The sequence below is a fragment of the Streptomyces sp. NPDC022910 genome (assembly GCF_055561075.1).
In genome coordinates, this window is record NZ_JBVHHL010000012.1 from 169,719 (window position 1) to 194,501 (window position 24,783).

At 70.2% G+C, this 24,783-nt stretch carries 18 protein-coding genes and 1 pseudogene; 16 read left to right on the forward strand and 3 right to left on the reverse strand.

Annotated elements, in window-relative coordinates; translation table 11 throughout:
* Nucleotides 1-126 precede the first annotated feature (126 nt).
* Complete coding sequence (locus ACZ3TS_RS15000) at nt 127-867, forward strand: SDR family oxidoreductase (protein WP_467617670.1); 741 nt, start codon at nt 127-129, stop codon at nt 865-867.
* Nucleotides 868-903: 36 nt separating this feature from the next.
* On the opposite strand, the pseudogene ACZ3TS_RS15005 reads toward ACZ3TS_RS15000, so the two are convergent.
* Both ACZ3TS_RS15005 and ACZ3TS_RS15010 read right to left on the reverse strand, forming a co-directional pair.
* Nucleotides 904-1,227, reverse strand: a pseudogene (locus ACZ3TS_RS15005) (IS110 family transposase); the annotation flags it as partial.
* Between the two features lie 72 nt (nt 1,228-1,299).
* The gene (locus tag ACZ3TS_RS15010; RefSeq protein WP_467617673.1) at nt 1,300-5,385 is read right to left on the reverse strand and encodes a discoidin domain-containing protein; all 4,086 of its coding nucleotides are present in this window, start codon (nt 5,383-5,385) and stop codon (nt 1,300-1,302) included.
* A gap of 278 nt (nt 5,386-5,663) precedes the next feature.
* Between ACZ3TS_RS15010 and ACZ3TS_RS15015 the strand changes: the two genes are divergently transcribed.
* The 13 genes from ACZ3TS_RS15015 (at nt 5,664) to ACZ3TS_RS15075 (ending at nt 21,627) form a co-directional block, all read left to right on the forward strand.
* A complete protein-coding gene (locus ACZ3TS_RS15015; RefSeq protein ID WP_467617676.1) occupies nt 5,664-7,817 on the forward strand; it encodes a DUF8189 domain-containing protein in 2,154 nt (717 codons plus the stop codon).
* A 114-nt stretch (nt 7,818-7,931) separates the two neighbouring features.
* Nucleotides 7,932-9,215 (forward strand): ABC transporter substrate-binding protein, encoded by a 1,284-nt coding sequence (locus ACZ3TS_RS15020; protein WP_467617679.1) that lies wholly within the window; start codon nt 7,932-7,934, stop codon nt 9,213-9,215.
* Nucleotide 9,216: 1 nt separating this feature from the next.
* The gene (locus ACZ3TS_RS15025) at nt 9,217-10,149 is read left to right on the forward strand and encodes a carbohydrate ABC transporter permease (RefSeq protein WP_467617682.1); all 933 of its coding nucleotides are present in this window, start codon (nt 9,217-9,219) and stop codon (nt 10,147-10,149) included.
* A complete protein-coding gene (locus tag ACZ3TS_RS15030) occupies nt 10,149-11,003 on the forward strand; it encodes a carbohydrate ABC transporter permease (RefSeq protein WP_467617685.1) in 855 nt (284 codons plus the stop codon). Before ACZ3TS_RS15025 ends, ACZ3TS_RS15030 begins: the two co-directional genes overlap by 1 nt.
* Nucleotides 11,000-13,090 (forward strand): alpha-galactosidase, encoded by a 2,091-nt coding sequence (locus ACZ3TS_RS15035; protein ID WP_467617688.1) that lies wholly within the window; start codon nt 11,000-11,002, stop codon nt 13,088-13,090. The genes ACZ3TS_RS15030 and ACZ3TS_RS15035 overlap by 4 nt, the downstream gene beginning before the upstream one ends.
* Before the next feature lie 67 nt (nt 13,091-13,157).
* The gene (locus ACZ3TS_RS15040; RefSeq protein WP_467617691.1) at nt 13,158-13,931 is read left to right on the forward strand and encodes an SDR family NAD(P)-dependent oxidoreductase; all 774 of its coding nucleotides are present in this window, start codon (nt 13,158-13,160) and stop codon (nt 13,929-13,931) included.
* A 40-nt stretch (nt 13,932-13,971) separates the two neighbouring features.
* Nucleotides 13,972-14,709 (forward strand): FadR/GntR family transcriptional regulator, encoded by a 738-nt coding sequence (locus ACZ3TS_RS15045; protein WP_467617694.1) that lies wholly within the window; start codon nt 13,972-13,974, stop codon nt 14,707-14,709.
* Nucleotides 14,706-15,851: a galactonate dehydratase gene (gene dgoD, locus ACZ3TS_RS15050; RefSeq protein ID WP_467617697.1), complete on the forward strand. Its 1,146-nt coding sequence runs from the start codon at nt 14,706-14,708 to the stop codon at nt 15,849-15,851. Before ACZ3TS_RS15045 ends, dgoD begins: the two co-directional genes overlap by 4 nt.
* Entirely contained in the window at nt 15,848-16,666 is an 819-nt protein-coding gene (locus ACZ3TS_RS15055; protein ID WP_467617699.1) for a hypothetical protein, read from the forward strand. The genes dgoD and ACZ3TS_RS15055 overlap by 4 nt, the downstream gene beginning before the upstream one ends.
* Before the next feature lie 29 nt (nt 16,667-16,695).
* Nucleotides 16,696-17,340, forward strand: coding sequence for a bifunctional 4-hydroxy-2-oxoglutarate aldolase/2-dehydro-3-deoxy-phosphogluconate aldolase (locus tag ACZ3TS_RS15060; protein WP_467617702.1), 645 nt, complete (start codon nt 16,696-16,698; stop codon nt 17,338-17,340).
* Nucleotides 17,325-18,224: an SMP-30/gluconolactonase/LRE family protein gene (locus tag ACZ3TS_RS15065; RefSeq protein WP_467617705.1), complete on the forward strand. Its 900-nt coding sequence runs from the start codon at nt 17,325-17,327 to the stop codon at nt 18,222-18,224. Before ACZ3TS_RS15060 ends, ACZ3TS_RS15065 begins: the two co-directional genes overlap by 16 nt.
* A complete protein-coding gene (locus ACZ3TS_RS15070) occupies nt 18,221-19,201 on the forward strand; it encodes a sugar kinase (RefSeq protein ID WP_467617708.1) in 981 nt (326 codons plus the stop codon). The genes ACZ3TS_RS15065 and ACZ3TS_RS15070 overlap by 4 nt, the downstream gene beginning before the upstream one ends.
* A 176-nt stretch (nt 19,202-19,377) precedes the next feature.
* Nucleotides 19,378-21,627 (forward strand): SpoIIE family protein phosphatase, encoded by a 2,250-nt coding sequence (locus ACZ3TS_RS15075; RefSeq protein ID WP_467617711.1) that lies wholly within the window; start codon nt 19,378-19,380, stop codon nt 21,625-21,627.
* 8 nt (nt 21,628-21,635) lie between these two features.
* Here the strand turns inward: ACZ3TS_RS15075 and ACZ3TS_RS15080 are convergent, their stop codons facing one another.
* Complete coding sequence (locus ACZ3TS_RS15080) at nt 21,636-22,307, reverse strand: hypothetical protein (RefSeq protein ID WP_467617714.1); 672 nt, start codon at nt 22,305-22,307, stop codon at nt 21,636-21,638.
* Nucleotides 22,308-22,671: 364 nt separating this feature from the next.
* Here ACZ3TS_RS15080 and metG point away from each other — a divergent pair, with 364 nt between their 5' ends.
* Both metG and ACZ3TS_RS15090 read left to right on the forward strand, forming a co-directional pair.
* Entirely contained in the window at nt 22,672-24,201 is a 1,530-nt protein-coding gene (gene metG / locus ACZ3TS_RS15085; RefSeq protein WP_467617717.1) for a methionine--tRNA ligase, read from the forward strand.
* Between the two features lie 217 nt (nt 24,202-24,418).
* Nucleotides 24,419-24,781 (forward strand): creatininase family protein, encoded by a 363-nt coding sequence (locus ACZ3TS_RS15090; RefSeq protein ID WP_467617719.1) that lies wholly within the window; start codon nt 24,419-24,421, stop codon nt 24,779-24,781.
* The last annotated feature ends 2 nt before the right edge of the window (nt 24,782-24,783 follow it).

Sequence of the window (24,783 nt, forward strand, 5' to 3'; positions counted from 1 at the left end):
TGATTCATCTTGTCTGTTGTCATTGATTCGAGGATTGGTTATCGTTGATCTCGCAAGCGGCGGATCGGTGATTCTCCCCGGCCCGCCACCCATGCGTCCCGCACAGCGATGAGGAGCAGACAGCTCATGAGCGACACCTCTTCCCCCCGAGTCGCCCTGGTCACCGGCGGTTCCGGCGGTATCGGCCGCGCCGTCGTGGAGCGGCTGGTCAGGGACGGCTTCGCCGTCGGTGTGCACTACGCGGGCAACAAGGACAGGGCCGACGGACTCGTCGAGGAGATCACCGTGGGCGGCGGCCAGGCCATCGCCGTCGGCGGAGACGTCGCCGACGAGAACGCGATGGCCGCGGCATTCGACGCCGTCGAGACCGCCTTCGGAGGTATCGACGTACTGGTGAACACCGCCGGCATCATGCAGCTCAATCCGATCGCGACCCTGGACCTGAGCGAGCTGGACGAGATCCAACGCACCAACGTCCGCGGCACGTTCGTCGTCGATCAGCAGGCGGCCCGACGGCTGCGCGGCGGCGGGGCGATCATCAACTTCTCCACGTCGGTGACCCGCACCCGACTGCCGGCCTACGGCGCGTACGTGGCGAGCAAGGCGGCCGTCGAGGCGATCACCCTGATCCTCGCTCGCGAGCTGCGCGGCAAGGACATCACCGTCAACGCGGTGGCCCCCGGCCCCACCGCAACTCCGCTGTTCCTCGAAGGCAAGGACGAGGCGACCATCGACAACTTCGCCAAGGCCGTGCCGCTGGAGCGCCTCGGGCGCCCCGAGGACATCGCCGAGGCCGTGGCCTTCCTCGCCGGACCGGCCCGCTGGGTGAACGGCCAGGTGCTGTACAGCAACGGCGGCCTCGCCTGATTCGAAAATCCCCCGTCCCGTGTCCGTAGTCGCTGGTCAGGCAGCTCCTTCTGCTTGGAGGGTCACTTGGTAACCGAGTTGGTTGAGCTGGCTTACCAGGCGTCGGGTCTGCCTGGCCCGCCCGGTGCGTTCGATGAAGTACTGACCGCCGAGGTCGGCGTACTCGGCGTCGTGGGTGAACATGTGCCAGACAGCGGTCAGGATCGAGTGCTCCAGAGCGACCAGGGCGCGCTTCTTGCCGCGACGGGCGACGATGCGCCGGTAGCGGGCCGCGAGATAGGTGTCCTTGGTCCGCGCCGCGGACACGGCGGCCTGACCGAGGGCGGCCTTCAGCCAGGGATCGCCGTGCCGGGTCTTCCCGCGACGTGGGCTCCGGCGCTCCTCACATCTTGGGGGCGGTCAGGAACGCCGCCCCCAAGATGTGAGGAGCAGTCACAGGGTCGCGTGCGCGGAGGCCTGGGGCACGTTGTAGCCCTCCAGGCGCAGTTCCGGTCGGCCGGAGGCGAGAACTCCGGCGGGCCAGGACAGGGTGAGAGTCCTGGACTCGCCGGGAAGCAGCCACAGGTAGTTGTCGCTGTAGAGCGTCGGCAGTACGCGGTGGCCGGTCTCGGCGTCGAGGAGCGACACGCGCACCATGGCCGCGACCGACGCACCCCGGTTGCGCACGCGCGCCGTGAGCCCGTGCCGGGGGCCCGAGCGATCCGTGCCCGTGATGTCGGCGGACACCCTCGTACGGCCCGCCTGGTTCAGTGCCCGCATGTGGTGGGCGTCGCGGTAGCGCCAGTAGGTGTTCTCGCTGAGCAGCCGGCCGTGTGCGTCCGTGAGGCGCACCCGCAGCAGATGGAAGTCCGGCAGGTCATTCGTCCACCCGGCGGTGAAGGCCTCGGTGGTCGCGGAGGGTGCGATGTCGACGGTGGTGCGCTGCTCGGGGGCGAGTTGGCGCCCCGACAGGTCGAACCGCCGAGCGGAGACCGTGGCGCCGGTGATCGGCCGCGGCGTGTGGTTGACCGCGATCACGCGGCCGTCCACGCCGCCCGCCTGTACGTGGACGGGCTCTGCGGCCTTGCGGGCGCCGTAGTACGTGCCGTTCACGTCGAAGTCGTAGTCGTACGTCTGCCACACCGTGCTGTACCAGGCAGGGTGGGACATCCACAGCATCAGTCCGCTCGCGTCATGCCACAGGTTGGCGTTCCATGCCTCGAACATGGCCCTGGTGTTCTCGTAGTTGACGAACTGCGCCTTGCGGCAGAAGTCCTCCAGGTCCTCGGCGGTGTCGAGACGGGCCTCGATGGCGGCCCGGTAGTTCTGCGGTGCCTGATTTCCGCGCGTGCTCCAGTCGTGGTAGTACCAGGCGCCGCCGATCGGCCACTCGGGTTCGCCGCCCACGAGCCGGCGCATCGTCTCCGCGGTCGACACGGCAGGCATGCCGATCTCGGTGTGGAATCCGAAGCTCCCGCTGCCGTAGGTCGACGCGGAGTAATAGCGATCGGGATCGACCCAGCCGTAGGGTCCACCACCCGAGACGACGCCGCCGGCCGAGTTGTTCTGGTACAGCAGATCGGGAGCCTGAGCCCGGACCGCGGCCCGCATGCCGTCGTCGACCGGGCCGGGAGGATTGCCCTCGTTCGCGCCGCACCACACCACGATGCTGGGGTGGATGCGGTAGCGCCGCACGGTGTCCTGCGCCAGGTCGAGGAAGGCCTTGTGGTCCGGCGGGTCCATGGCCCACGCGTTGGGGAAGTCGTTCCACACCAGCAGACCGTGCTCGTCGCAACTGGCGTAGAACTCCTCGCGGTTGCTGCTGCCCACCCAGTTGCGGATCATCGTGAAGTTCATGTCGCGGTGCATGCGCACGGCCGCGTCCATGCGTGCCGCGGGCATGCGCCGCAGCAGCTCGTCCCATCCCCAGTTGCCGCCGCGGCAGAAGACCCGGACGCCGTTGACGCTGATCTTCAGTGGCACGGGGGAGTTGTCGACGGACTTCACGTCGGTCCACTCGGAGCCGTCGTCGGAGACCTGGATCGTGTACGTCTTCGCGTACGCCTGCTCCCAGAGGATCACGACGCGGTCGAACTTCACCGAGGACCCCAGGTCGACCTGGAGCCACTGGTCGTCCTCGTACGCGGACGACCAGCGGGTTCCGGGATTCCCGTCCACCGCGTTGTCCGGCCCGTTGTTCGCGGAGTCCTCGACCGAGGAGGCGGTGGCCTGCTTGTGCAGAGCCAGATCGGTGTCCGGTGAGGCGCTGTCGAGAACCGAAAGACTCCAGATCGACGAGCCCCAACTGGTCGCGCGGGTCCGGCAGAGCACCCGCAGGTACCGAGCCGTGGTGGCGGCGAACTCCACGCTCTGCAGGCTCGCCGCGCCCGCCGTCCGGAACGGCAGGGGAACCGCCGTGTTGTCGACCGACGCCGCATCCGTCCAGCCGGCGCCGTCGTCGGCGACCTGGACGGTGTACGTCCTGGCGTACGCCTGCTCCCAGGTGATGACGATCCGGTCGAACGACACCGAGGAGCCGAGGTCGACCTGGATCCACTGGTCGTCCTCGAACGCGGAGGACCAGCGGGTGCCCGGATCACCGTCCGTGGCGTTGGCGGGCTGATGCGCGGGGTCGTCGACGGAGGAGGCGGTGGCCTGCTTGTGCAGGGCCAGGTCGGTGTCCGGTGCGGAACTGTCCACGACCGACAGACCCCACATCGACGAGCCCCAGTCGGTGGCTCGGGTCTGGCACCTGATCCGCACGTAACGGGCCTTGCGCCGCGCGAAGTTCACGGTCTGCGCATACGCGTCGCTGCCCGACTGGAATGTCAGCGGTATGTCGTACTCATAGCCGAACTGGCGTATCCCGAAGCGGGTCGTCCGCCGGTCGCTCTCCTCACCCCCGACGGAGGCCGTGAGGGTCAGCTGGTGCAGGTGCGGGTCGCCGTAGCCGTTGGGCCACCACAACTCCGGGTTCCGCAGGCGCAGTGAGGGATGGGTGGCGGGCGTGAAGACGACCTCGCTCGTTGCGCCCGCGGGCACGGTGACCGTCTGCGTCACCCGTACGTCACCGAAGGCGGCGGTGACGGTGACGCGTCTGTCGTCCGGGTCGGCGTTCCGCACCGGGACCACGAGGGACAGCTCGGCCGTGCGGGTGTCCGGCAGGTCCGGCAGCCTGGTGTCCACGCGGGGGTCGCCGATGACCACGGGGCCGGTGGAGCGGAGCCTGACATGGTTCCAGATGCCGGCGGCACGGTCGCGTACCGCCGGCATCCAGTCCCAGCCCGAAGAGGCCAGGTAGGTCGGCGAGTTGCGGTTCATCATGTTCGCGCCCGCGTCCACGAACGCCAGACCGGCCGGACCCTTGTCGCCGGGGCTGCCGGGGAACGGCATGGGGCTGATCTTCACGGCGAGGGCCTGGTCGCCGTCGGTGAGCAGCTTGGTCACGTCGTAGGCGGCGCGGCCGAAGGGGAAGGTGAGGGTGCCGACCTGGCTGCCGTTGAGCCAGACGTCGGCCGCGTGGTTGATGCCGTCGAACTCGAGCCAGATCAGGCGTCCGCCACCCGTCCGAATGCCCTTCGGCAGGCGGAACTGGCGCCGGTACCACCAGGCATGGCGGGAGAGGGCCTCCGGGATGTGCAGGTTGTCGAGGCCCGCGACCGGGTCGGGCAGACGGCCCTGGTCCACCAGCGAGGACAGCACGGTGCCGGGCACCGTCGCAGGCAGCCAGCGGCTGGTGTCCACCGACGGCTTGGACAGCGCGGCACCGTCTCCTCCGGCCCGGTCGTCCAGCGTCAGGTCCCACCCGGATTCCAGCGGCACGGTACCGTCCGCGGCCACCTCGAGGGCCGGGGGCGTCCGGTGCCGGCTGCCCCAGTCGGTCCAGCCGGTGGCTGCAGGGCGTGCGCTCCGGCTGGTGCCGTAGACCTGAAGGCCGTTGAGGCCGAGGGGGTTGGCGTTGGAGCGCTTGTGGACGGTCATGCGCACCCAGCGTGCGGTGACGGGCTCGGGCAGCGCGATCTCCATGACCCCGCCCTGCCCGGAGTCGGTGCGGTACACGGCGGTCCAGACCTTGTGGTCGCGCGAGGTCTCGATGACGAAGTCGACCGCACAACTGGACAGGATCTCCTGGCCGGTGGTGTTGTCGCGCGGATTGCCACCGGGTGCGTCGACATACGCCGGGTCGTCCACGGTCGCCTCGAAGGTGAGGCGAAGCGACTCGACCTCGCACTGTCCCTGGAGGTCGACCGAGATCCACTGCGGATCGCCGGCGGCGGCACGCCATCCCGACCCCCGTACCCCGACGGTGTCCAGCCCGTCCACGGCGAGCTCGCCCGGAGTGGGAGCGTAGTCCGTGGAGGACACCGAGACCGGGCGGTACGTGGCCAGTTCTCCTCGGGGAGCAGCCTGATACGGCTGTCCGGTTTCTGCCGTGGCAACGGCGACGGGCCCGCTCATGCCCAGCCCGAAACCCGCGAGCAGAGTGGAGCCGGTGACCAGAACGGCGCGGCGGGAGGGCAGTGAAGACTGATCCGACATGAACAACGGCTCCGAAGGCATGTTCAGTGAACGGGACGACCTGGCACCAATCAACTGACAACGTTGCCAAGGCTTATGACAACGTTGCCGAACACTGCATCGATGTGAGAGGCCTGTCAAGGTTTCCGGTTCGTTACGCAGCGTGTTTCTATTAAATTAGGAATAAATATTGACAGCGTTTCGGCCTCGGGCCACAGTCTTCGCCGTGACGCCGAAGGCCCCGGTCCACGGACGGCCGGCGTCACGTCCTCCTGCTTCCCAACCAACGGGAGAGGCAAGTGACCTCACGCTCGCCGGAACACGGCTCTCGAGGCCTCCGGTTCACCCGCCCGACTGTCGCGGCCGCGATCACGGTGGTTCTCGCCGTCACCATGGCGCCCGCCGCGACGGCGGACACCGGCGTGGACCAAGGCGCACCCCAGTATTACGACAGCGGTCTCGCACCCACGCCCTACATGGGCTGGAACACCTACTACGGGCTGGGCGCACCCACCGAGAAGGAGGTGCGCGCCGTCGCCGACAAGCTCGTCAGCAGCGGTCTGCGGGACAGCGGTTACGACATCGTGTGGCTCGACGGTGGCTGGCAGGCAGACAACCCCCGCGACGCGCAGGGGCAGTTGGTCGCGAACCCGGACCGCTTCCCCTCCGGCATCCCGGCCCTGGTCTCCTACCTGCACAAGCGAGGTCTGCGGGCCGGTATCTACACCGACGCCGGAACCTACGACGGCGGCAAGAGCTGCGGGCTCGGCAGCCGCGGGCACTACGACGAGGACGCGCGGCAGTTCGCGGGCTGGAAGATCGACGCGATCAAGGTCGACTTCCTGTGCGGGATCGGCGCGAGGCTCGATCCGGGACCCGCGTTCAAGGAGTTCAGCGACGCGGTCGCCAAGTCCGGCCGCAGGATGCTGCTCAATCTGTGCAACCCGCTCACCGACGACTGGGGCCTGCCGCACACGCCCGAGCAGGACGCGCACAACGCCTACGTCTACGCCCCGACGATCGCCGACTCCTGGCGCACCGGCACGGACATCGCGTGGGGCACCCCGAGTCCGGGGCAGTGGCCCAATGTCCTGCGCAACATGGATGCCAACGCATGGCATCCCGAAGCCCAGGGGCCTGGCCACTACAACGACCCCGACTACCTCATCCCCATGCGGCGCATGTCCGACGGCTCGTCGGAGCTGACGCAGGAGGAGTCCACCACTCAGTTCGTGATGTGGGCCGAGATGGCCTCCCCGCTCGTCCTCGGCTCCGACCCCCGCACCCTGTCCGCGTCGATGCTCGAGACGCTGCGCAACCCGGAGATCATCGCCGTCGACCAGGACCCGCTGGGAGTCCAGGGCGTCCGCGTGGCCACCGACTCTGTCGGCGATGTCTACAGCAAGGTCCTCTCCGGTCACGGCCGGCGCGCGGTGGTCCTGCTCAACCGATCCGACCAGCCCGCCGAACGCACCGTGCGCTTCGCCGACGCGGCACTCGGCGGATCGGTGAAGATCCGTGACCTGCGGGCGCGCGCCGACCGGGGCACCCATACCGGTTCGTACACCGTCGAGGTCCCCGCACACGGCACCGCGTTCCTCGAACTCACGGGCGACGACGCCCTGCCCGGTACGAACCTGGGGGAGAAGACCACGGCGAGCCCGGCGGTCGTCCGATCCGGCGGCGACACACTGACCACCTTCCTGCGCGGCCCGAACGGCTCGCTCGTCGAGCACACGGCCGCCGCCGACGGCAGTGGCACCCCCCGCACGAGGGACCTCGGCGGTCCGGCGAAGGGGAGGATCCTCGGCCAGCCGGCCGCCTACGCCTCCGCCGACGGCCGGATAGACGTCTTCGTGCGCGGCGCCGACTCCCGGGCCTACCGTCGGGTCTTCGCCGACGGGCGCTGGGGCGACTGGCAGAGCCTGGGCGGGCAGTTGACCGATGCGCCGTCCGTGGCGTTCACCGATCCCACGCACTGGACGCTGGTGGCGCGCGGCTCCGACGGGCAGATCGTGCAGCGCGGTCCCTCCTCCGGCTGGTCGTCGCTCGGCAGCCCGGGTGGACGACTGGTGTACGGGCGCCCGTCCGCCGCCGTCGACACCGCAGGACGCGTCCATGTCGCCGTACGCACCGCTGCGGACGACGTGTGGACGCGGTCGCGGGACGCGTCGGGGGAGTGGTCGGCGTGGAACTCGCTCGGCGGAACCGTGAGCGGCAGCCCCACGCTCGTCGCCGTCGGAGATGCCGTGGTGCTGTACGCGCGGGCCGCCGACTACACCCTCTGGCAGCAGCGGTACGCGGACGGTGCCTGGCAGGGCTGGACCAAACGGCAGGAGTTCCCCAGCGCCGCCTTCGACGGTGCGCTCGGGGCGGTCGCGGGGCAGGACGGCACGGTCGACGCCGTGTTCCGCGGAGTCGACGGTTCCGTTCACCGGACCCAGTTCAAATAAATTAGTAATTAATCTTGACGTGGCGTGAGCGCCACGCGAACCTGGATCCACCGCGAGCGGGGCACGGCCGTCGGGACGGCCCGCCCTGCCGTGCGGATCCACAGGGAGCCTTCCATGACCCACCACCCCAGCCGACGGCGGTTCCTCACCGGAGTCGGCGCCGCCGGGACCGCGGCGCTGCTCAGCGGCTGCGTCACCTCCACCTCCTCCGCCAAGTCCTCCTCCAAGGGCGCGGTCACCCTCCAGTCCAACCTCTCCGCACCTCAGGCCAAGGCCGCGATGGAAGATCTGGTGGCCGCCTACGCCAAGAAGAAGTCCGGGCAGGTCAGCCTCAACACCATCGCCGCGGAGACCTTCCGCACCCAGTTGCCGACGTACCTGACCTCCGCCAACCCGCCGGACGTGTACACCTGGTACCCCGGCTCGGTGGCGGACGCCTATGCCAAGAAGAACCTGCTGCTCGACCTCGACGACGTCTGGAACTCTCCCGACCTGAAGCGCTACTCCAAGGCGCTGAACACGCTGTGCACCTCCAGCTCCGGCAAGAAGGTGTTCGTGCCCTCCACCTACTACTGGTGGGGCATGTTCTACCGGAAGTCGAACTTCGCCAAGTGGGGCGTCAGCGAACCCACCAGTTGGGACGAATTCCTCGATCTGTGCGACAAGCTCAAGAGCAAGGGTGTCGCCCCCATCGGGCTGGGTGCCGGCGGCAACACGGCCTGGGTGGCCTCCGCCTGGTTCGACTACCTGAACATCCGCATCAACGGCGCCGTCTACCACCGGGAACTCCTCGCGGGCAAGCACCGCTTCGACGACCCCGAGGTGCGCAAGGTCTTCGACCGCTGGCAGGAGGTGCTGCCGTACTTCGACCCGAACGGCACCGCCGTCGCCTTCCAGGACGCCACCACCGCCCTGCTCAACGGTCGCAGCGGCATGATGCTGATCGGCACCTTCTTCGCCGATGCGGCCCCCAAGGACGCCCTGGACGACATCGACTTCTTCCGCTTCCCCGTCATCGACTCCAAGGTCCCGCTCGCCGAGGAAGCCCCCACCGACGGCTACTTCGCAAGCGCCCGTACCGGACGCCGCGACAAGGTGTCCGACCTGATGCGCTATCTCGCCACCGCCGAGGCGCAGGAGATCTACATCAAGGGGTCGTCGGGCACCGTCCTGCCGTGCCACCCCGACGCCAAGGACGCCGGCACCCCGCTGGTGAAGAAGGGCCGCAAGCACATCGAAGAGGCCGCCGAGATCACCCAGTTCTTCAACCGGGACTCCAGCGACGCCCTCCAGCCCACCGCGGACACCGCGCTGACCAAGTTCCTGGCCAAGCCCAAGGAGATCGGCAGCATCCTCACCGCCTGGCAGCGCGACGCAGAGAAGATCTGGGGAGCCTGAGGTGGCCGTTCTGACCGCCGCCGAACGCAAGACCCCGGCCCCGCCCGCCGCCCGGCGGGCGGGCCGGGGCCCGCGCCGCACACCCCCGCTCGTCATGGCGTTCGTCCTCGTCCCGATGCTGGCCGAGGCCGTGTGGGTGTTCTGGCCCGCGCTGCAGGGCTTCTACCTCTCACTCACCAAGTGGGACGGCGTCTCGGCGCCGCAGTTCATCGGCCTGGACAACTTCCGGGAGATGGCGCACGACGACGTCTTCGGCACGGCGGCCCTCGACACCGTGCTGTGGCTGCTGCTGTTCGGCGGACTGTCCGCGCTGCTCGGGCTGGGCGCCGCCCTGCTCCTTCAGCAGGAGCGCCGCGGCATCGGCTTCTACCGCGCCGCCCTGTTCCTGCCCGTCGTCTTCTCCCTCGTCGCCACCGCCCTTGTCTGGCAGGCGATCTACCAGCCCGACGGGGTCCTCAACCAGCTCCTGCAGTCGGTCGGCCTGGGCAGCCTGCGGCACGCCTGGCTCGCCGACCAGGACACGGCCCTCTACGCGGTCATCGTGCCCGCGCTGTGGCGGCAGATCGGCTACGTCATGGTGCTGTACCTCGCCGGCCTCAAGGGCATCGACCCGGCCCTGTACGAGGCGGCCAAGGTGGACGGCGCCGGACCCTGGCAGCGCTTTCGGCACGTGACGCTGCCCCAGCTGCGCAGCGTCAACGCCGTCGTCCTGTCCGTCATCGTCATCGACTCGCTGCGCTCCTTCGACGTGGTGTGGTCACTCACCCGCGGCGGCCCCTACCACTCGTCCGAACTGCTGAGCACCTACATGTACTCCACAGCTTTCCAGTCCTTGCGCCTGGGATACGGCTCCGCCCTGGCGGTCGTCATCTTCGTGCTGGCCTTCGGGGTCATCGCCTCCTACCTGGTGCGCGCCTTCCGGGAGGCCGACTGATGGCGACCCTCCGCAGCTCCGCCGCGCTGCGTCGGCGGCGTACGGCGACCGCCGGCTTCCACCTCGGCGCCGGGGCACTGGCCGCGCTGTGGCTGCTGCCCATCGCCCTGGTGCTGGTGACCAGCCTGCGCTCCTTCGACGACATCGCCGCCCATGGACTGGGCAGCTGGCCCCGCTCCTTCACCCTCGGCAACTTCCGGCAGGCATGGGTCGACGGCGGCCAGCAGCGCGCCCTGATCAACAGCCTGATCGTCACCGTCCCGTGTGTGATGGTGACGCTCGCCCTGGCCGCGATGGCCGCGTTCGCCCTCAGCCGGTACGAGGTGCCCCTCCGCCGCTTCCTGCTGCTGCTCATGCTCGGCGGCAACCTGCTGCCCCCGCAGATCCTGCTCGTCCCGGTCTCCAAGATGAGCGAACTCATGGGTATCCACGACACCCTGCCCGCGCTCATCGGCGTGCAGATCGGTTTCGGCGTCGGCTTCTACGTCTTCGTCCTGCACGGCTTCATGCGCGCCATCCCCGCCGAGATCCAGCAGGCCGCCGTCGTCGACGGCGCAGGGCCCTGGCAGATCTTCTGGCGCATCATCCTTCCGCTGACCCGGCCCGCGCTCGCCGCGCTCAGCGCGCTGTCGTTCACCTGGATCTTCAACGACCTGCTGTGGGCGATCACCGTGCTGCGCAGCGACAGCAAGATGCCGATCACCGCCGCCCTCATCGGACTGCAGGGGCAGTACGTGTCGATGTGGAACGTGATCGCCGCCGGGTCCGTCATCGCAGCCGCCCCCACCGTGGCCGTCTTCCTCCGGTTCCAGCGCCACTTCGTGGCCGGCCTCAACCTCGGAGCAGTGAAGTGACGTCGTACCAGCGCTGGACCCTGCGCACCGACCACACCAGCTACACCGTCCGGCTCTCTCCGGACGGCCCCTGGGCCGAACTGGACGCCTGGGGCCCGCACGGGGTCGAGACGGGGCCGTCGGCGCTCGACTGGTCGCGGCGCACGCATTTCCTCACGCCCGCCGATGCCGCTCCGGCGGAGTACCTGCCCCACGGACTGCGGCCGTTCACCGGCGCGGACCTCGTGACGGGCCGCGTCGGCCAGGAACGCGGAGTGTGGTGGACCTTCACCGACGCCCGGCAGGGCGAGGGAAGCCTGCGGCTGACCTTCACCGACGAGGTCCTGGGGCTGCGTACGACCCTCTGCTACGCCGTCGTACCCGGCACCGACGTCATCCATCGCTGGACCGAACTCACCTGTACCGGCCAGGAGGAACTGCGCCTGGAGGTGCTCGACTCCGCCGCCGTGAACATCCCCGTCGCCGCCGGGGCCCGGCTGACGTACCTCGCCGGTCAGTGGTCGCAGGAGTTCCAGCGCCATCAACTCGAACTGCCCCGGGGCACGTTCACCATGGGAAGCCGGCAGGGAGTGCCCGGCCACGCGTACGCGCCCTGGCTCGCCGTGCAGGACGGCACGTCGGAGGACGCCCCCGCCTACGGCGTGGCACTGGAGTGGCCGGGCAACTGGCACATCACCGCCGAGGCGGAACCCGGCGGGTCGGTCCGCGTCCGCGCCGGCCGCGTGCCGCACGAGTCAGCCGTGGTCCTGAACCCCGGTGACACCCTCACCACCCCCCGCCTCGCCTGCGCGTTCAGTCCGGACGGGCTCGACGGCCTGTCCCGCGTCTGGCACCGCTACGAGCGTCGGCTCGCCGGGGACCGTCTGCACCGCACCCGCAGGGTCCTGTACAACTCGTGGGAGGCCACCGGCTTCGACGTCGACGCGGCAGGGCAGTTGGAGCTTGCCAAGCTGGCGGCGGACACCGGCGTCGAACTGTTCGTCGTGGACGACGGCTGGTTCACCGGGCGCGCCGACGACACCGGCGGACTCGGCGACTGGTACCCCGACCCGGCGGCCTTCCCCGACGGGTTCGACCGGTTCGTGGAGGACGTCCGGGCGCTGGGACTGGACTTCGGCCTGTGGATCGAGCCCGAAGCCGTCAGCCCCGGAAGCCGCCTGCACGCCGAACACCCCGACTGGGTCTACCGGATCGACGGCCGTCCGGCCCGCCTGGTCCGCAACCAGTTGCTGCTCGACCTGGGCCGCACCGACGTTCAGGACTTCGTGATCGCCACCCTCGACCGGCTGCTGACCGACCACGACATCGGCTACCTGAAATGGGACATGAACCGGCCGCCCACCGAACGCGGCCGACCGGGCACCGGACCTGCCGACCGCCTCGACCTGGACGCCCAGCACGTGCACGGGTACCTGCGCGTCCTGGACCACCTGCGCACCGCCCACCCCGACGTCACGATCGAGGGCTGCGCGGGCGGCGGCGGGCGGATCGACCACACGACCCTCGCCCGTACCGACGTCGTCTGGCCCAGTGACAACACCGCACCCCTGGACCGGCTGGGCATCCAGTACGGCTTCCTGCACGCCCATGCCCCGCATGTGATGAGCTCCTGGGTCACCGACGCGCCCGGCGTGTTCGACCCGCGCCCGCGCAGCCTCGCCTTCCGATTCGTCACCGCGATGTGCGGGGTTCTCGGCCTCGGCGCCGATCTGCGTGCCTGGAATCACGAGCAGCGTGCCGAGGCCGCGCGGTGGATCGCCCGGTACAAACAGGTGCGTGAGGTCATCCATCACGGTGAGGCCCGGCTCCTCGGCACCCCGACGGACCCCTCCTGCGGCCTCCAGTTCGACGCCGCCGACGGGTGCCGTACCGTCGTCGCGGCATTCAGCACCGGGCGTCTGGACGGGGCCCCGCTCGTGCCCGGCCGTCACGCCCGGCTGCGGTTGCGCGGCCTGGACCCGGCCGGCTCCTACCTGGACGCGGAGTCGGCGACCACGTACAGCGGCGCCCATCTGCTCCACCACGGGCTGCCCTTCGCGTGGAGCGCCGACCACGACGCCGAGCTGGTGGTACTGACCCGGCAGTAGACCCGCGACCGGCATAGGGTCACCAGACGCCCGCCCGGCCCGAACCGAAAAGGAGCCCAACCCCACGATGGATCAGCCCGCACGACGGTACGGTGACCGCTTCACCGGCCGCACGGCCGTGGTGACCGGAGCCGCCTCCGGCATCGGGGCCGCCACCGCCCGACGCCTCGCCCAGGAGGGCGCGGACGTGGTGCTCGCCGACATCGCCGAGGAATCCGGCGAGGCCGTGGCCGAGGGGATCGCCAAGGACGGCGGACGAGCCCGCTTCGTCCGCGCAGACGTCTCGGCGGAGCACGACTGGCAGCGGATCGCGGCCGCCGCCCACGACTTCGGACCCGTCGACGTGCTGGTGAGCAACGCCTTCACCGTCGACGTCTCGCCGGCGCACGAGCTGTCGCTGGAGTCCTGGCAGCGGCAGCTCGCCGTCAACCTCACCGGCGGCTTCCTCGGCTTCAAGGCGCTGCTGCCCGATCTGCGTGCCCGTGGCGGGGCGGTGGTGCTCACCTCCTCCGTCCACGCACACAAGGGCATCCCCGGGCATCCCGCCTACGCAGCTTCCAAGGGCGCCCTGCTGTCCCTGTGCGGGCAGCTCGCGGTCGAGTACGGGCCCGAGGTGCGCGTCAACGCCGTCCTGCCGGGACCGATCCTCACCGCGGCCTGGGACCGGGTGCCGCCCGCGGAACGGGAACGCAGCATCGCCGAGACGGCGGCCCGCCGCTTCGGGACACCCGAGGAGGTGGCCGCGGCCATCGCGTTCCTCAGCGCGGACGAAGCTTCCTACATCACGGGGTCGCATCTCCTCGTGGACGGCGGCTGGAGCGTCACCAAGGCCTCCGCATGACCGCCGCCGCGCCCACCCCTGAGCAGAAAGGCTGTACGACATGACGCCCTACGCCCGCCGCGGCGTGCACGGCCAGACCGTGGAGGCCCTCGCCCGCCGCATCCTGGGCGGTGAGATTCCGGAGGGGACCACGCTCGACCTGGTGGCGTTGCAGAGCGAACTGGACGTCAGCCTCACGGCCCTGCGCGAGTCCCTCAAGGTGCTCGCCGCCAAGGGGATGGTCGACGCCCGGCAGAAGCGGGGCACCTTCGTCCGTGCCCGCTCCGACTGGAACCTGCTCGACGCCGATGTGCTGCGCTGGCAGTTCGAGGGCGACCTGACCACCGACGCCGACCGCGCCCTGCTGCGCAATCTCGCCGAAGTGCGCGCCATCGTCGAACCGGCCGCCGTCCGGCTGGCCGCCGAGCGGCGCACCGACGAGGATCTGGCCGCCCTGGACGGCGCCCTGGCGGCGATGGGGCAGCAGGACACGGACGCTGCCCACGCCGTCGACGCCGACCTCGCCTTCCACCGCGCCCTGCTCGCCGCCACCCACAACGAACTGCTCGAACGCATGGAGATGGTGATCGAGTCCGGTCTCGCCCACCGCGACCGCCTCGTCCACAGCGCCCCGCACAGTGAGGACCCCGTACCGGCCCACCGTGCCGTCCTGGACGCCGTACGCGACCAGGACCCGCGGCGGGCCGAGGCGGCCATGCGGGCCCTGCTCGCACAGGCGGGGCGTGACCTGGACCGGCTCGGTGACCCCGACGACACGAAAGGCACCGGGGGCAAGTGAAGATCGCTCGTATCGAAACCTTCCTCGTTCCGCCGCGCTGGCTGTTCTGCCGGATCGAGACCGACGACGGTGTGATCGGCTGGGGCGAGCCCGTCGTCGAAGGACGCGCCGAGGTGGTCCGCGCCGCCGTCGACGTCCTCGCCGAACACCTCATCGGCCAGGACCCGCTGCGCATCCAGGACCACTGGCAGGTGCTCACCAAGGGCGGCTTCTACCGCGGCGGGCCCGTCCTGTCGAGCGCCGTCGCCGGCCTGGACCAGGCCCTGTGGGACATCGCGGGCCACACCTACGGCGCCCCAGTGCACGCCCTGCTGGGCGGCCCCGTGCGCGACCGGGTCCGGGTCTACGCATGGGTCGGCGGCGACGAACCCGCCGAACTCTCCGAACAGATAACCGCTCAGGTGGAAGCCGGTTTCACGGCGGTGAAGATGAACGCCGCCGGCGTCACCTCACCGGTCGCCTCCGCCGCCGAGACGGCGGCGGTCGTCGGCCGCGTGGCCGCAGCCCGCGAGATCCTCGGTCCGGACCGTGATGTCGCCGTCGACTTCCACGGCCGCTTCACGGCCGCCGGCGCACGCCGCGTCCTCACCGAACTCGCGCCCCTGCACCCGCTGTTCGTGGAGGAGCCCGTCGTCCCCGAGCAGAACCACCTGCTGCCCGGCCTGGTCGCGGCGAGCCCCGTGCCTCTCGCGACCGGCGAACGCCTGTACTCGCGCGCTGAATTCCTGCCCGTCCTCACCGCCGGTGTCGCCGTGGCCCAGCCCGACCTGTCCCACGCGGGCGGCATCTCCGAGGTACACCGCATCGCCTCGCTCGCCGAGACCTACGGCGCCCAACTCGCCCCGCACTGCCCGCTCGGCCCGATCGCCCTGGCGGCCAGCCTGCAGATTGCTTTCGCGACACCGAACTTCCTGATCCAGGAACAGAGCCGGGGCATCCACTACAACAAGGACGCCGACCTGCTGTCGTACGTCGTCGATCCGGAGCCGTTCCGGTTCGTGGACGGACACGCGCACCGCGGTGACGCCCCGGGCCTGGGCATCACCGTCGACGAGACCGCCGTCCGCGCCGCGGACCGGGCCGGGCACGCCTGGCGCAACCCCGTGTGGCGCCACGCGGACGGCTCCTTCGCGGAGTGGTGACGGTGGCGCTGGACATCACGACCGACCCCGCCCACGGCGGGCGCTGGACCTCGCTGCAAGCTCACGGCCGCGAATGGCTGTGGCATCGCCCGGTGCCCGAACGGGACGAGGTCGAACCGGGCGACGCGTTCGTGGACGCGGGCGGCCTCGAGGAGTGCGTCCCCACCGTCCGCGGCACCCCCGACCACGGAGACGCCTGGTCACGGCCCTGGATCCGGGACGGTGACACCGAGCGCGTCCAGTGCGACCGCTTCGTCCTCGCCCGCACCGTCCGGAGGACGGCGGACGGCGCCGAGGTCGCCTACACCCTGAACGCCGAGCCGGGCTACCGCTTCATCTGGGCAGCGCATGCCCTGCTCGACCTCTCTCAGCACGCGACCCTCCACCTGAGTCCCGGCGCGGCCACCCGCCTCTTCCCGGAGGCCGCCCCGCTGCTGGGGCAGGACTGGCCCGCCGGAGCACCGTGGATCGCAGGACTCTGGCCCGCGCCCGGCGGACTGCCGTTGGACCGGCTCGGCCCGGACGACGGCACCGCGGTCGGAGCCGTCGTGGACGCGGCGCACTGCTGCGTCCACGACGGACGTGACCGGCTGGCGCTGGACCTGCGGTCCGACGGGCAGCCGACGTCGATCGCCCTGTGGCGCAACCTCGGTGGCTTCCCGAAGCCGCATCCCTACCGCAGCACGGGGGTCGAGCCGATGCTCGGCCGCGTCTTCGACCTCGCCGACGCGGGCCCGGATGACGCCGCCCGTGTCCCGTCCTCGGGTGAGGTCCACTGGCACCTCACGCTCACCGCAGCCTGCCGCTGCCCCTGAACCACGCGTTGGACAAAGGAGCTTCGTCCGTGGATCTGCAAGCCGCCCTGGCCGCTCACCGCCTGCTCGCCATCGTGCGCGGGAGTGACCCCGACGCCGCGCTGCGCACCGTACTGACCCTGGCCGAAGAAGGGATCGAACTGATCGAGGTGTCGCTGAGCGGCACGGACGCCCTCGCCGTGGTGGAGAAAGCCCGGCATGCCCTCGGACCCGGTCGGCCCTTGGGGGCCGGCACCGTCGTGACCGCCGACGACGCCCGAGCCGCCCACCGCGCGGGCGCCGGCTTCCTGGTCACCCCCGGCCTGGGCGACGGTGTCGGCACAGCACGTGAGCTCGGGATACCGGTGCTGGCGGGCGTGATGACCCCGACCGAGATCATCGAGGCACGAGCTCTCGGCGCGGCGGCACTGAAGATCTTCCCGGCTGCCGAGGCCGGGGGAGCGTCCTATCTGAAGGCCTTGCGCGGCCCGTTTCCCGACGCACCGTTCGTACCGGTGGGCGGAGTCGACGAAGCCGCCGCCCGCGCCCATCTCGCGGCCGGAGCGATCGCGGTCGGCGTCGGCTCACCCCTCGTCGGCGACGCCGCCGACGGCGGCAGCCTCACCGCCCTCCGTGAGCGCGCCCGCGCCTTCCGGGCCGTCGTGCGAGAGGCGGCACAGTGGCCGCTGAGCTGAGCACCACCCGCCCCGACCGTCTGGAACTGGGGGAGGGCATCCGATGGACGGGCGCAACGGTGGTCCTCGTCGACCTCCTGGCCGGTCGGCTTCTCACGGCACCGGACGATCCCGACGCACCCCTGGAGACACTGGCCCGGCTGCCCGTCCCCCTGGGCGCGGTGGCACCCGTGGCCGACCACCCCGGCACCTGGATCGCTGCCGCGGGCACGGGGATCTGCCTGCTGCGTTCCGACGGCACCGTGGACTGGCTGGCCCGACCCGAGGAGCACTCCACACCGCGCATGCGCATGAACGACGCGGTGGCCGATCCGTCGGGCCGCTTCTGGGCCGGCAGTATGGCGTACGACGCCGACGAGGGAGCCGGTTCCCTCTACCGCGTCGACCACGACGGTACGGTCGTCCGGGTCCTGGACGGCATCACCGTGCCCAATGGGCCCGCGTTCACGGCCGACGGCCGGCTCATGTACCTGGCCGACAGCGCGCGGGGGATCGTCCGGCGCTATCCGGTTGACCCGGTGACGGCCGAACTGGGCACGCCGGAGACGTTCGTGAGCATGGCCGAAGGCAGCCCCGACGGAATGGCGGTCGACATCGACGGCGCCCTGTGGGTCGCCGTATGGGGCACCGCGACCGTACGCCGCTATCTGCCGGACGGCGGACTCGACCGCACACTGCGGCTGCCCGCGAGCCTTCCGGCCGGTGTGTGCCTTCAGGAGGACGTTCTCCACATCACCACCGCCACCGTGGGACTGGCCTCACCCGGCCCCCACGACGGCGCCCTGTTCACCGCCCGGGTCGATGTGCCGGGCACACCTACGCCCTCCTACCGGCTCGACAGCGCGGGTCAGGCGCCGACGGCGGCCGTAAGGGAATCCGCATGACGACCGCTTGGCGTCCCGCAGCGGGACCGGTCGTCTGCGTCGGCGAGACCATGGCGGCACTGGCCCCCGATCCACCCCGGCCGTTGGAAGACGCCGAGCACCTGCGTCTGTCGGTGGCCGGAGCCGAGTCCAATGTCGCGATGTACCTGGCGGATCACGGCCTCCCGGTCGCGTGGGTGTCGGCTCTCGGCGACGACCCACTGGGACGCCATGTCAGCTCCACCGTGGCCGCTGCCGGAGTCGACGTCTCGCACGTACGCACCGACCCCCACCGCCCGACGGGCCTCCTGGTGAAGAACCCCGGCCCGAGCGGTACCCGCGTCCACTATTACCGAAGCGGCTCGGCGGCCTCCGCCCTCGGGCCCGATCTGCTGGACGAGCGCCCCGTGCGCGCGGCCTCGCTGCTGCACTTCACAGGTATCACGCCGGCCCTGTCCCGGTCCTGCCGGGACCTCGTGACGCAGGCACTGGCCGTTCCGCACGGTGAGCGGCCGTACGCCGTGAGTTTCGATGTCAACCACCGCGCCGCCCTCTGGCCGGACGAAACGGCGCGGTCCGTGCTGCGCGACCTGGCCAACCGGGCGGACATCGTCTTCGTCGGCCTCGACGAGGCACAGCACCTGTGGGGGGCCGGCATGACGACCACGGAGGTACGGGAGTGGCTCCCTCAGCCACGGATCCTCGTCGTCAAGGACGGAGCGACTGCCGCGACCGCCTTCGCCGGAGAGGGCATGTGCACGGTGCCGGCGTTGCGGACGGCGGTGGTGGAACCCGTCGGCGCCGGCGACGCCTTCGCGGCCGGTTTCCTTGCGGGTCTCCTACGGGGCGAAACCATCATGCGTGCGCTCCGGCTCGGTCACATCACCGCAGTCTCGGCCCTCAAGGTGACGGGGGATCACGGCCCGTTGCCCGGCGTGAGTGAGACGGCACGGCTCCTCGCCCTCCCGGCCCGGAGGTGGACGGAACGGGAGCAGTGACCGTGCCGTCGACATCGCTGCCCACCCGCCTGAGGATGGCGGGCAGCAGGTGCGCCCGTAGGACGGGTCCGTGCGGATGCGGCGACGTAAGCTGGAGCAAGTCGATGAACGCGATGTCCAAGCAGCCGTTCGCGCCGGCACCGGTTCCGGAGTTTCGGCCGCGGGCGGGCAGGACGATGACACACGACGCAGGTCCCACACCCACTCGGCGCTCGACGTCGGCCCGGCTGGCCCTGCTCGAGGCCCAGAGCGACGACCTGTCGGTGCACGAGGCGATGACGCTCGCGCTCCAGCAGGCGACGGCCGGGGTGGGTGCGCTGGGAGGCCTCATCCACCTGCCGGCCGAGACGTACCACGGTCTGTACCTCGTCGCGGCCGGCGGACTCCCGAACAAGGTCACGGACGAGTGGGCATACCTCCCCCTGGACCTGGACACGGTGACCGTGCGGACCATGCGCGACGGCGTCTTCGGCTGGAGTGCCGAGGACAACGTATGGATCGAGAGCCACGGGACGGTGGCCGTCCCCTTGCCCGGTGCCCACGGACCCCTCGGAGTCCTCACGCTGCTCCTGTGGGACGACCGGAGACCGGACGCTCCACAGCGCTCCTTCCTGGTGGCGGTGGCGCACTGGGCGGCTCAGTGGCTGGGGCAGCGCTCGGCGGAGGCTCCTCCTGACCGGGGGGCCACCGACCGGATCCGCGGTCCGGACCCGAGCCGCACCGACCCGGCCGCTGCCGCGCGGACCCCTCGGTCCACGCGGTCCCAGCGGAGCACCGCCCGGCGAACCGCCCGGATGACCGAGCTGACGTCTGCCCTCACCGAGGCCGTCACCGCGCAGGACGTCGTCGACGTCGTCGCGGAGCACGTGCTGCCGCCGTTCGGCGCCGACGGGGTCGTCATCGAGGCGATCGAGAACGAGCGCCTGCACGTCGTCGGGTCCGTCGGATACGCCCAGGACTTCCTGGACCACCGCCTCGAAGGTATCCCGATGGCGTCGAACGTCCTGATGACCGACGTTCTGCGCCGACGCAGCCCGGTGTTCGTCGAAAGCTCCGCCGATTTCATACGCCGCTATCCGGAACTGCGGAGGCTGGTGCACCCGGACAAGAACTCATGGGCGTTCCTGCCGCTCATCGCGTCGGGACGCGACATCGGCTGTTGCGTCATCTCCTTCGCCGTGCCGCGCACCTTCAGTGATGAGGAACGCACACTCCTGACGGCATTCAGTGGGCTGGTGGGCCAAGCCCTGGAGCGGGCGCGCCTGTACGACGCCGAACACAGCAGTGCGCAGTCGCTGCAACGCGGACTGCTTCCCAGGATGCTGCCCTTGTTGCCGGCTGCGACCGCCGCCGCCTGCTATCTCCCCGCGAGCGAGGGCGCAGCAGTGGGCGGTGACTGGTACGACCTGATACCCCTGTCCGCCGACCGGGTCGGCATGGTCGTCGGCGACGTGATGGGCCACGGCATCGCCGAAGCCGCCACCATGGGCCGACTGCGTACGACGGTCCGCACTCTCGCCGGCCTGGAGCTGCCCCCGGACGAGATATTCGGCCACCTCAACGAGCTCGTCAAAGAGCTCGACAACGACCACTACGCCACCTGTCTGTACGCAGTATTCGACCCTGTCAGCCGGATGTGCACTTTCTGCCTGGCCGGCCATCCTCCGCCTGTCATCGTCCATCCCGACGGCACGCTCCGCTGCCCCGAACTGGTCGCCAACCCGCCCCTGGGAGCCGCCGAGCCGCCCTTCGACACCCAGAAACTCCGCCTGCCGGAGGAGTGTGTTCTCGTCTACTACACGGACGGGCTTCTGCGGTCCCCCGGCCGGGACGTGGACGAAGGCGTCGCGCTGCTCATACAGGCGGTGGCCGACGCAGTGAACGAGACCTCCTACTTCGCGGAAGGACGCGACGGCGACGGCAGCAGGCACCTCGACCTCCTGTGCGAGATCATCACATCCGCGCTGACCCGGGACCGTCCGCGGGCCGTCGACGACGCGGCCTTGTTCCTCACCCACACACGCATGACCGCCGCCGACAACATCGCGTCATGGCCACTGAGCGAGGGTCCCACAGCCGCGGCCGAGGCACGTGAGCATGTCCGGCAGCAACTCGCCGTCTGGCGACTGAACGACCTGGAGCCCACGACGGAGGTGGTCGTGAGCGAACTGGTCGGCAACGCGGTACGGCACGCGAAGGGCCCGCTACGCCTGCGTCTGGTGCGCAGCCGGTCACTTGTCTGCGAGGTGTACGACGGCAGTCTCACCACCCCGCGCATCCGGCGCGCCGGACAGATGGACGAGGGCGGACGGGGCCTGTACCTGGTGTCCGCGCTCTCCCAGCGCTGGGGCGCCCGCTACATGGACGACGGCAAGTGCATCTGGGCGGAGCAGGATCTGACACCGGAGGATGCCCGCCGGCTCTGACCTGGGCCTTACTCGGCCTGGTCCGGCTGAGTCCCGTCCTCGGGCGTCGCCGTCGACTTCGCCGTCTCGGGAGCGGTGTAGAAGACGGAGGTACCCTGCTTGGTCCGTTGAGCCTGGTTCCTGGCCACCAACCCCTCCAGCGTGGTGCGCACGACGGTGGTCTTGACGCCACGCTCGGGGTGGGCCTGGCCGAGTGCGGTGGCCACTTCCGCGGCGGAGCGCGGTTCGCTCTGTTCACCGAGGTGGTTGCGAACGAGTTCGACCAGCGTGGGCTGGGTCGCCTTCGCGGCCGCGGCCTTGCCGGCGGGCTTCTTGGCCGCCGACTGCTTGGCCGCAGACTTCCCGGCCGTCGTGCGGCCCTCTGCGGCGTCGGCCTTCTTCGCTCGTGTGCGCTTGCTCGTACCGGTCTCGGCAGAGCTCTTCTTGCGCGGAGCCGGCACTGTGGCGCTGTCCGGGGCGGTCGCGGGCTGAACCGGTGCGGGTGACGATGCGATGCCGAGCGCCTGCTGCATGTTCACCAGTACGGAGTAGTCGTGCTGGAGCGTGGCCAGCTGCTCCTGCAGTGCGGTGATCTCCGTGCTGATGCGTTCCTGCTCCTTGATATTGCGTTCCAGGTCGCTGGTCACCTGCGCGGTGTAGTGCGATGTCAGTTCAGTGGTGGCGGTCGTGGTCTCCGACATGGCCTTATCTCTCCTTGTTTTCCGGGCCGTTGTGCCCTGGTGTACAGAGATAGTACGGACGACTGGACCTGGTTGTTCCTCCTGAGCGATGTCTTCTCCTCGAACTGAGCACGAGAACAACCTTGACACCACTGCTTCCCGAGCGGATTCCATGAGTGTTGTCCCGTTGCCCCCGGCCCGGAAAAGGGCATGCCCGGCGTCAGACATGTCGCTACCCTCGACGCCATGATCACGCCTTCGACTCAGCGCCGGATGATGCCCCGCCAACGGGGCTGCTGAGCACGGACGCGTACCGAATCCGAGGCCCCGGGACGGGGCCTCGACGCGTTTGCGGACGTGGCCTCGCCACCCGGCAGGAGGACCGATGACCGCACGACGGCACTACATCACCACCACCATCCCGTACGTCAACGCGCGCCCGCACCTGGGCTTCGCGCTGGAACTCGTTCAGGCGGACACCCTCGCCCGCCACCACCGCCATCGAGGCGACCACGTCCGGCTGCTCAGCGGCACCGACGACAACTCCCTGAAGAACGTCCTGGCCGCCGAGGCCGAAGGCGTCGACGTGCAGTCACTGGTCGACCGCAACGCCGACGCGTTCGCGGCCCTGCGCGGCCCGTTGGCCCTGTCACTCGACGACTTCATCCGCACCAGCAGCGACCCCCGCCACCGTGCTGGAGTGGAACGTCTGTGGCGCAGGTGCGCCGCGGCGGGCGACCTGTACCGCAAGAAGTACGCGGGCCTGTACTGCGTAGGCTGCGAGCAGTTCTACACCCCCGACGAACTCGTCGACGGGCGTTGCCCCGAGCACGGAACAGAGCCTCAACACGTCGCGGAGGAGAACTGGTTCTTCCGGCTGTCCCGTTACGCCGACCGACTCCACGCGTTGATCTCGAGCGGCAGCCTCCGCGTCGAACCCGCCGTCCGTCGCAATGAGGTCCTCGCCCTGATCGCCGCCGGCCTGCACGACTTCTCCGTCTCCCGCTCCCACAACCGCGCCCGCGGCTGGGGCATCCCCGTGCCCGACGATCCCGGCCAGGTCGTCTACGTGTGGTGGGACGCGCTGGGCAACTACGTCACCAGCCTCGGCTATGGCACCGGTGACACCGCTTACGAGCGGTGGTGGGTGACCAGCGAGCGCCGTGTCCACCTCGTCGGCAAGGGAGTCGTGCGCTTCCACGCCGTGTACTGGCCGGCCATGCTGCTGTCGGCCGGACTGCCGCTGCCCACCGAGATCCTGGTCCATGACTACCTCACCGTCGGCGGGCGCAAGATCAGCAAGTCCGCTGGGACACCTGTGGACCCGGTCGCGCTGACCGAGGCGTACGGCACCGACGCGGTGCGCTGGTGGCTGCTGCGCGACGTTCCCCGAGTCGGTGACGCGGACTTCACCCCCGGCAGGCTGACCGCCCGTGCCGATGCGGACTTCGCCGGGGGACTGGGCAACCTCGTCCACCGCGTGGTGACCATGGTCCACCGCTACCGCGCCGGGGCGGTTCCTTCAGAACGTGGCGATCAGACCGAGGTGTCGGCGCTCGTGGACGTGTGCCATAAGGCTCCCGGCCGCGTCGATGCGGCGTTGGCCGAGTTCGACTTCCGCCACGCCATCAATGCCGTATGGGCCATCGTGGAGGAGGCGAACCGCTGTGTCGACGCCGTCCGGCCCTGGGAGTTGGCCCGAGCGGAGCGGCAGGGCGACGGCGCGGCTGCCGAGCGCCTCGACACGGTCCTTGCCGCTCTGGTCACCGGGTGCCGTGTACTGGCCGACGAACTCGGGCCCTTCATCCCCGGCGCCGCCAGGCGGATCCACGAGCAGCTGACAACGGACGAAGGAGGGCTGCTGCCGGCCGCATCTCCTCTCTTCGCCCGCCTCCGTGAGCAGACCGGGAGCTGACGCGCGCACGCCGCGTCGAGCCCGCTCGGGCGGAGGATGAGTCTCCTCGAGGAACGGCCGAAGGCGTTCGACCGCTGTCTGCGACAGCTGCTGTTGCGGGTCGCTCCGGCGGCGGTGGATCGTGGAAGGGGTGCCCACCGTGCCGCGCCCACCGGGACGCACTGGTCAGTGTTCCGCGTCGCACGGCGGAGCGCCCGCCCGACGAAAGGCCACGGTCGTGACAGAGATCCGCTGGAATCATCTGACCGCTCCCGAGCTGCGCGACCTGGCGGAGCGTGACGCCATCGTATTGCTGCCGGTGGGCTCCACCGAGCAGCACGGTGAACACCTGCCGACCGGTGTGGACGACTTCCTCGCCGCCGAGGTGTGCCGACGGGCCGCCACCGCGGCCTCGTCCACCGTGCCCGTGGTCGTCGCCCCGTCGGTGTGGTGCGGTCTGGCGGAACACCACATGGCCTTCGGCGGCACCCTGACCCTCACACTGTCCACCGTTGCTTTGATCCTCAACAGATTTCAGCAATCCGGGCATTTCGGCCCGGAAGGTCCGTCTCATCACCAAAGCGTGAGGGCTTCAGCATGAGT

What these genes read in the sequence shown, in the direction of transcription:
- ACZ3TS_RS15000 (WP_467617670.1), top strand. Translation starts at nt 127, where the DNA reads ATGAGCGACACCTCTTCCCCCCGAGTCGCCCTGGTCACCGGCGGTTCC.
- ACZ3TS_RS15010 (WP_467617673.1), bottom strand. Translation starts at nt 5,385, where the DNA reads ATGTCGGATCAGTCTTCACTGCCCTCCCGCCGCGCCGTTCTGGTCACC.
- ACZ3TS_RS15020 (WP_467617679.1), top strand. Translation starts at nt 7,932, where the DNA reads ATGACCCACCACCCCAGCCGACGGCGGTTCCTCACCGGAGTCGGCGCC.
- ACZ3TS_RS15030 (WP_467617685.1), top strand. Translation starts at nt 10,149, where the DNA reads ATGGCGACCCTCCGCAGCTCCGCCGCGCTGCGTCGGCGGCGTACGGCG.
- ACZ3TS_RS15040 (WP_467617691.1), top strand. Translation starts at nt 13,158, where the DNA reads ATGGATCAGCCCGCACGACGGTACGGTGACCGCTTCACCGGCCGCACG.
- ACZ3TS_RS15045 (WP_467617694.1), top strand. Translation starts at nt 13,972, where the DNA reads ATGACGCCCTACGCCCGCCGCGGCGTGCACGGCCAGACCGTGGAGGCC.
- ACZ3TS_RS15070 (WP_467617708.1), top strand. Translation starts at nt 18,221, where the DNA reads ATGACGACCGCTTGGCGTCCCGCAGCGGGACCGGTCGTCTGCGTCGGC.
- ACZ3TS_RS15075 (WP_467617711.1), top strand. Translation starts at nt 19,378, where the DNA reads ATGACACACGACGCAGGTCCCACACCCACTCGGCGCTCGACGTCGGCC.
- ACZ3TS_RS15080 (WP_467617714.1), bottom strand. Translation starts at nt 22,307, where the DNA reads ATGTCGGAGACCACGACCGCCACCACTGAACTGACATCGCACTACACC.
- metG (WP_467617717.1), top strand. Translation starts at nt 22,672, where the DNA reads ATGACCGCACGACGGCACTACATCACCACCACCATCCCGTACGTCAAC.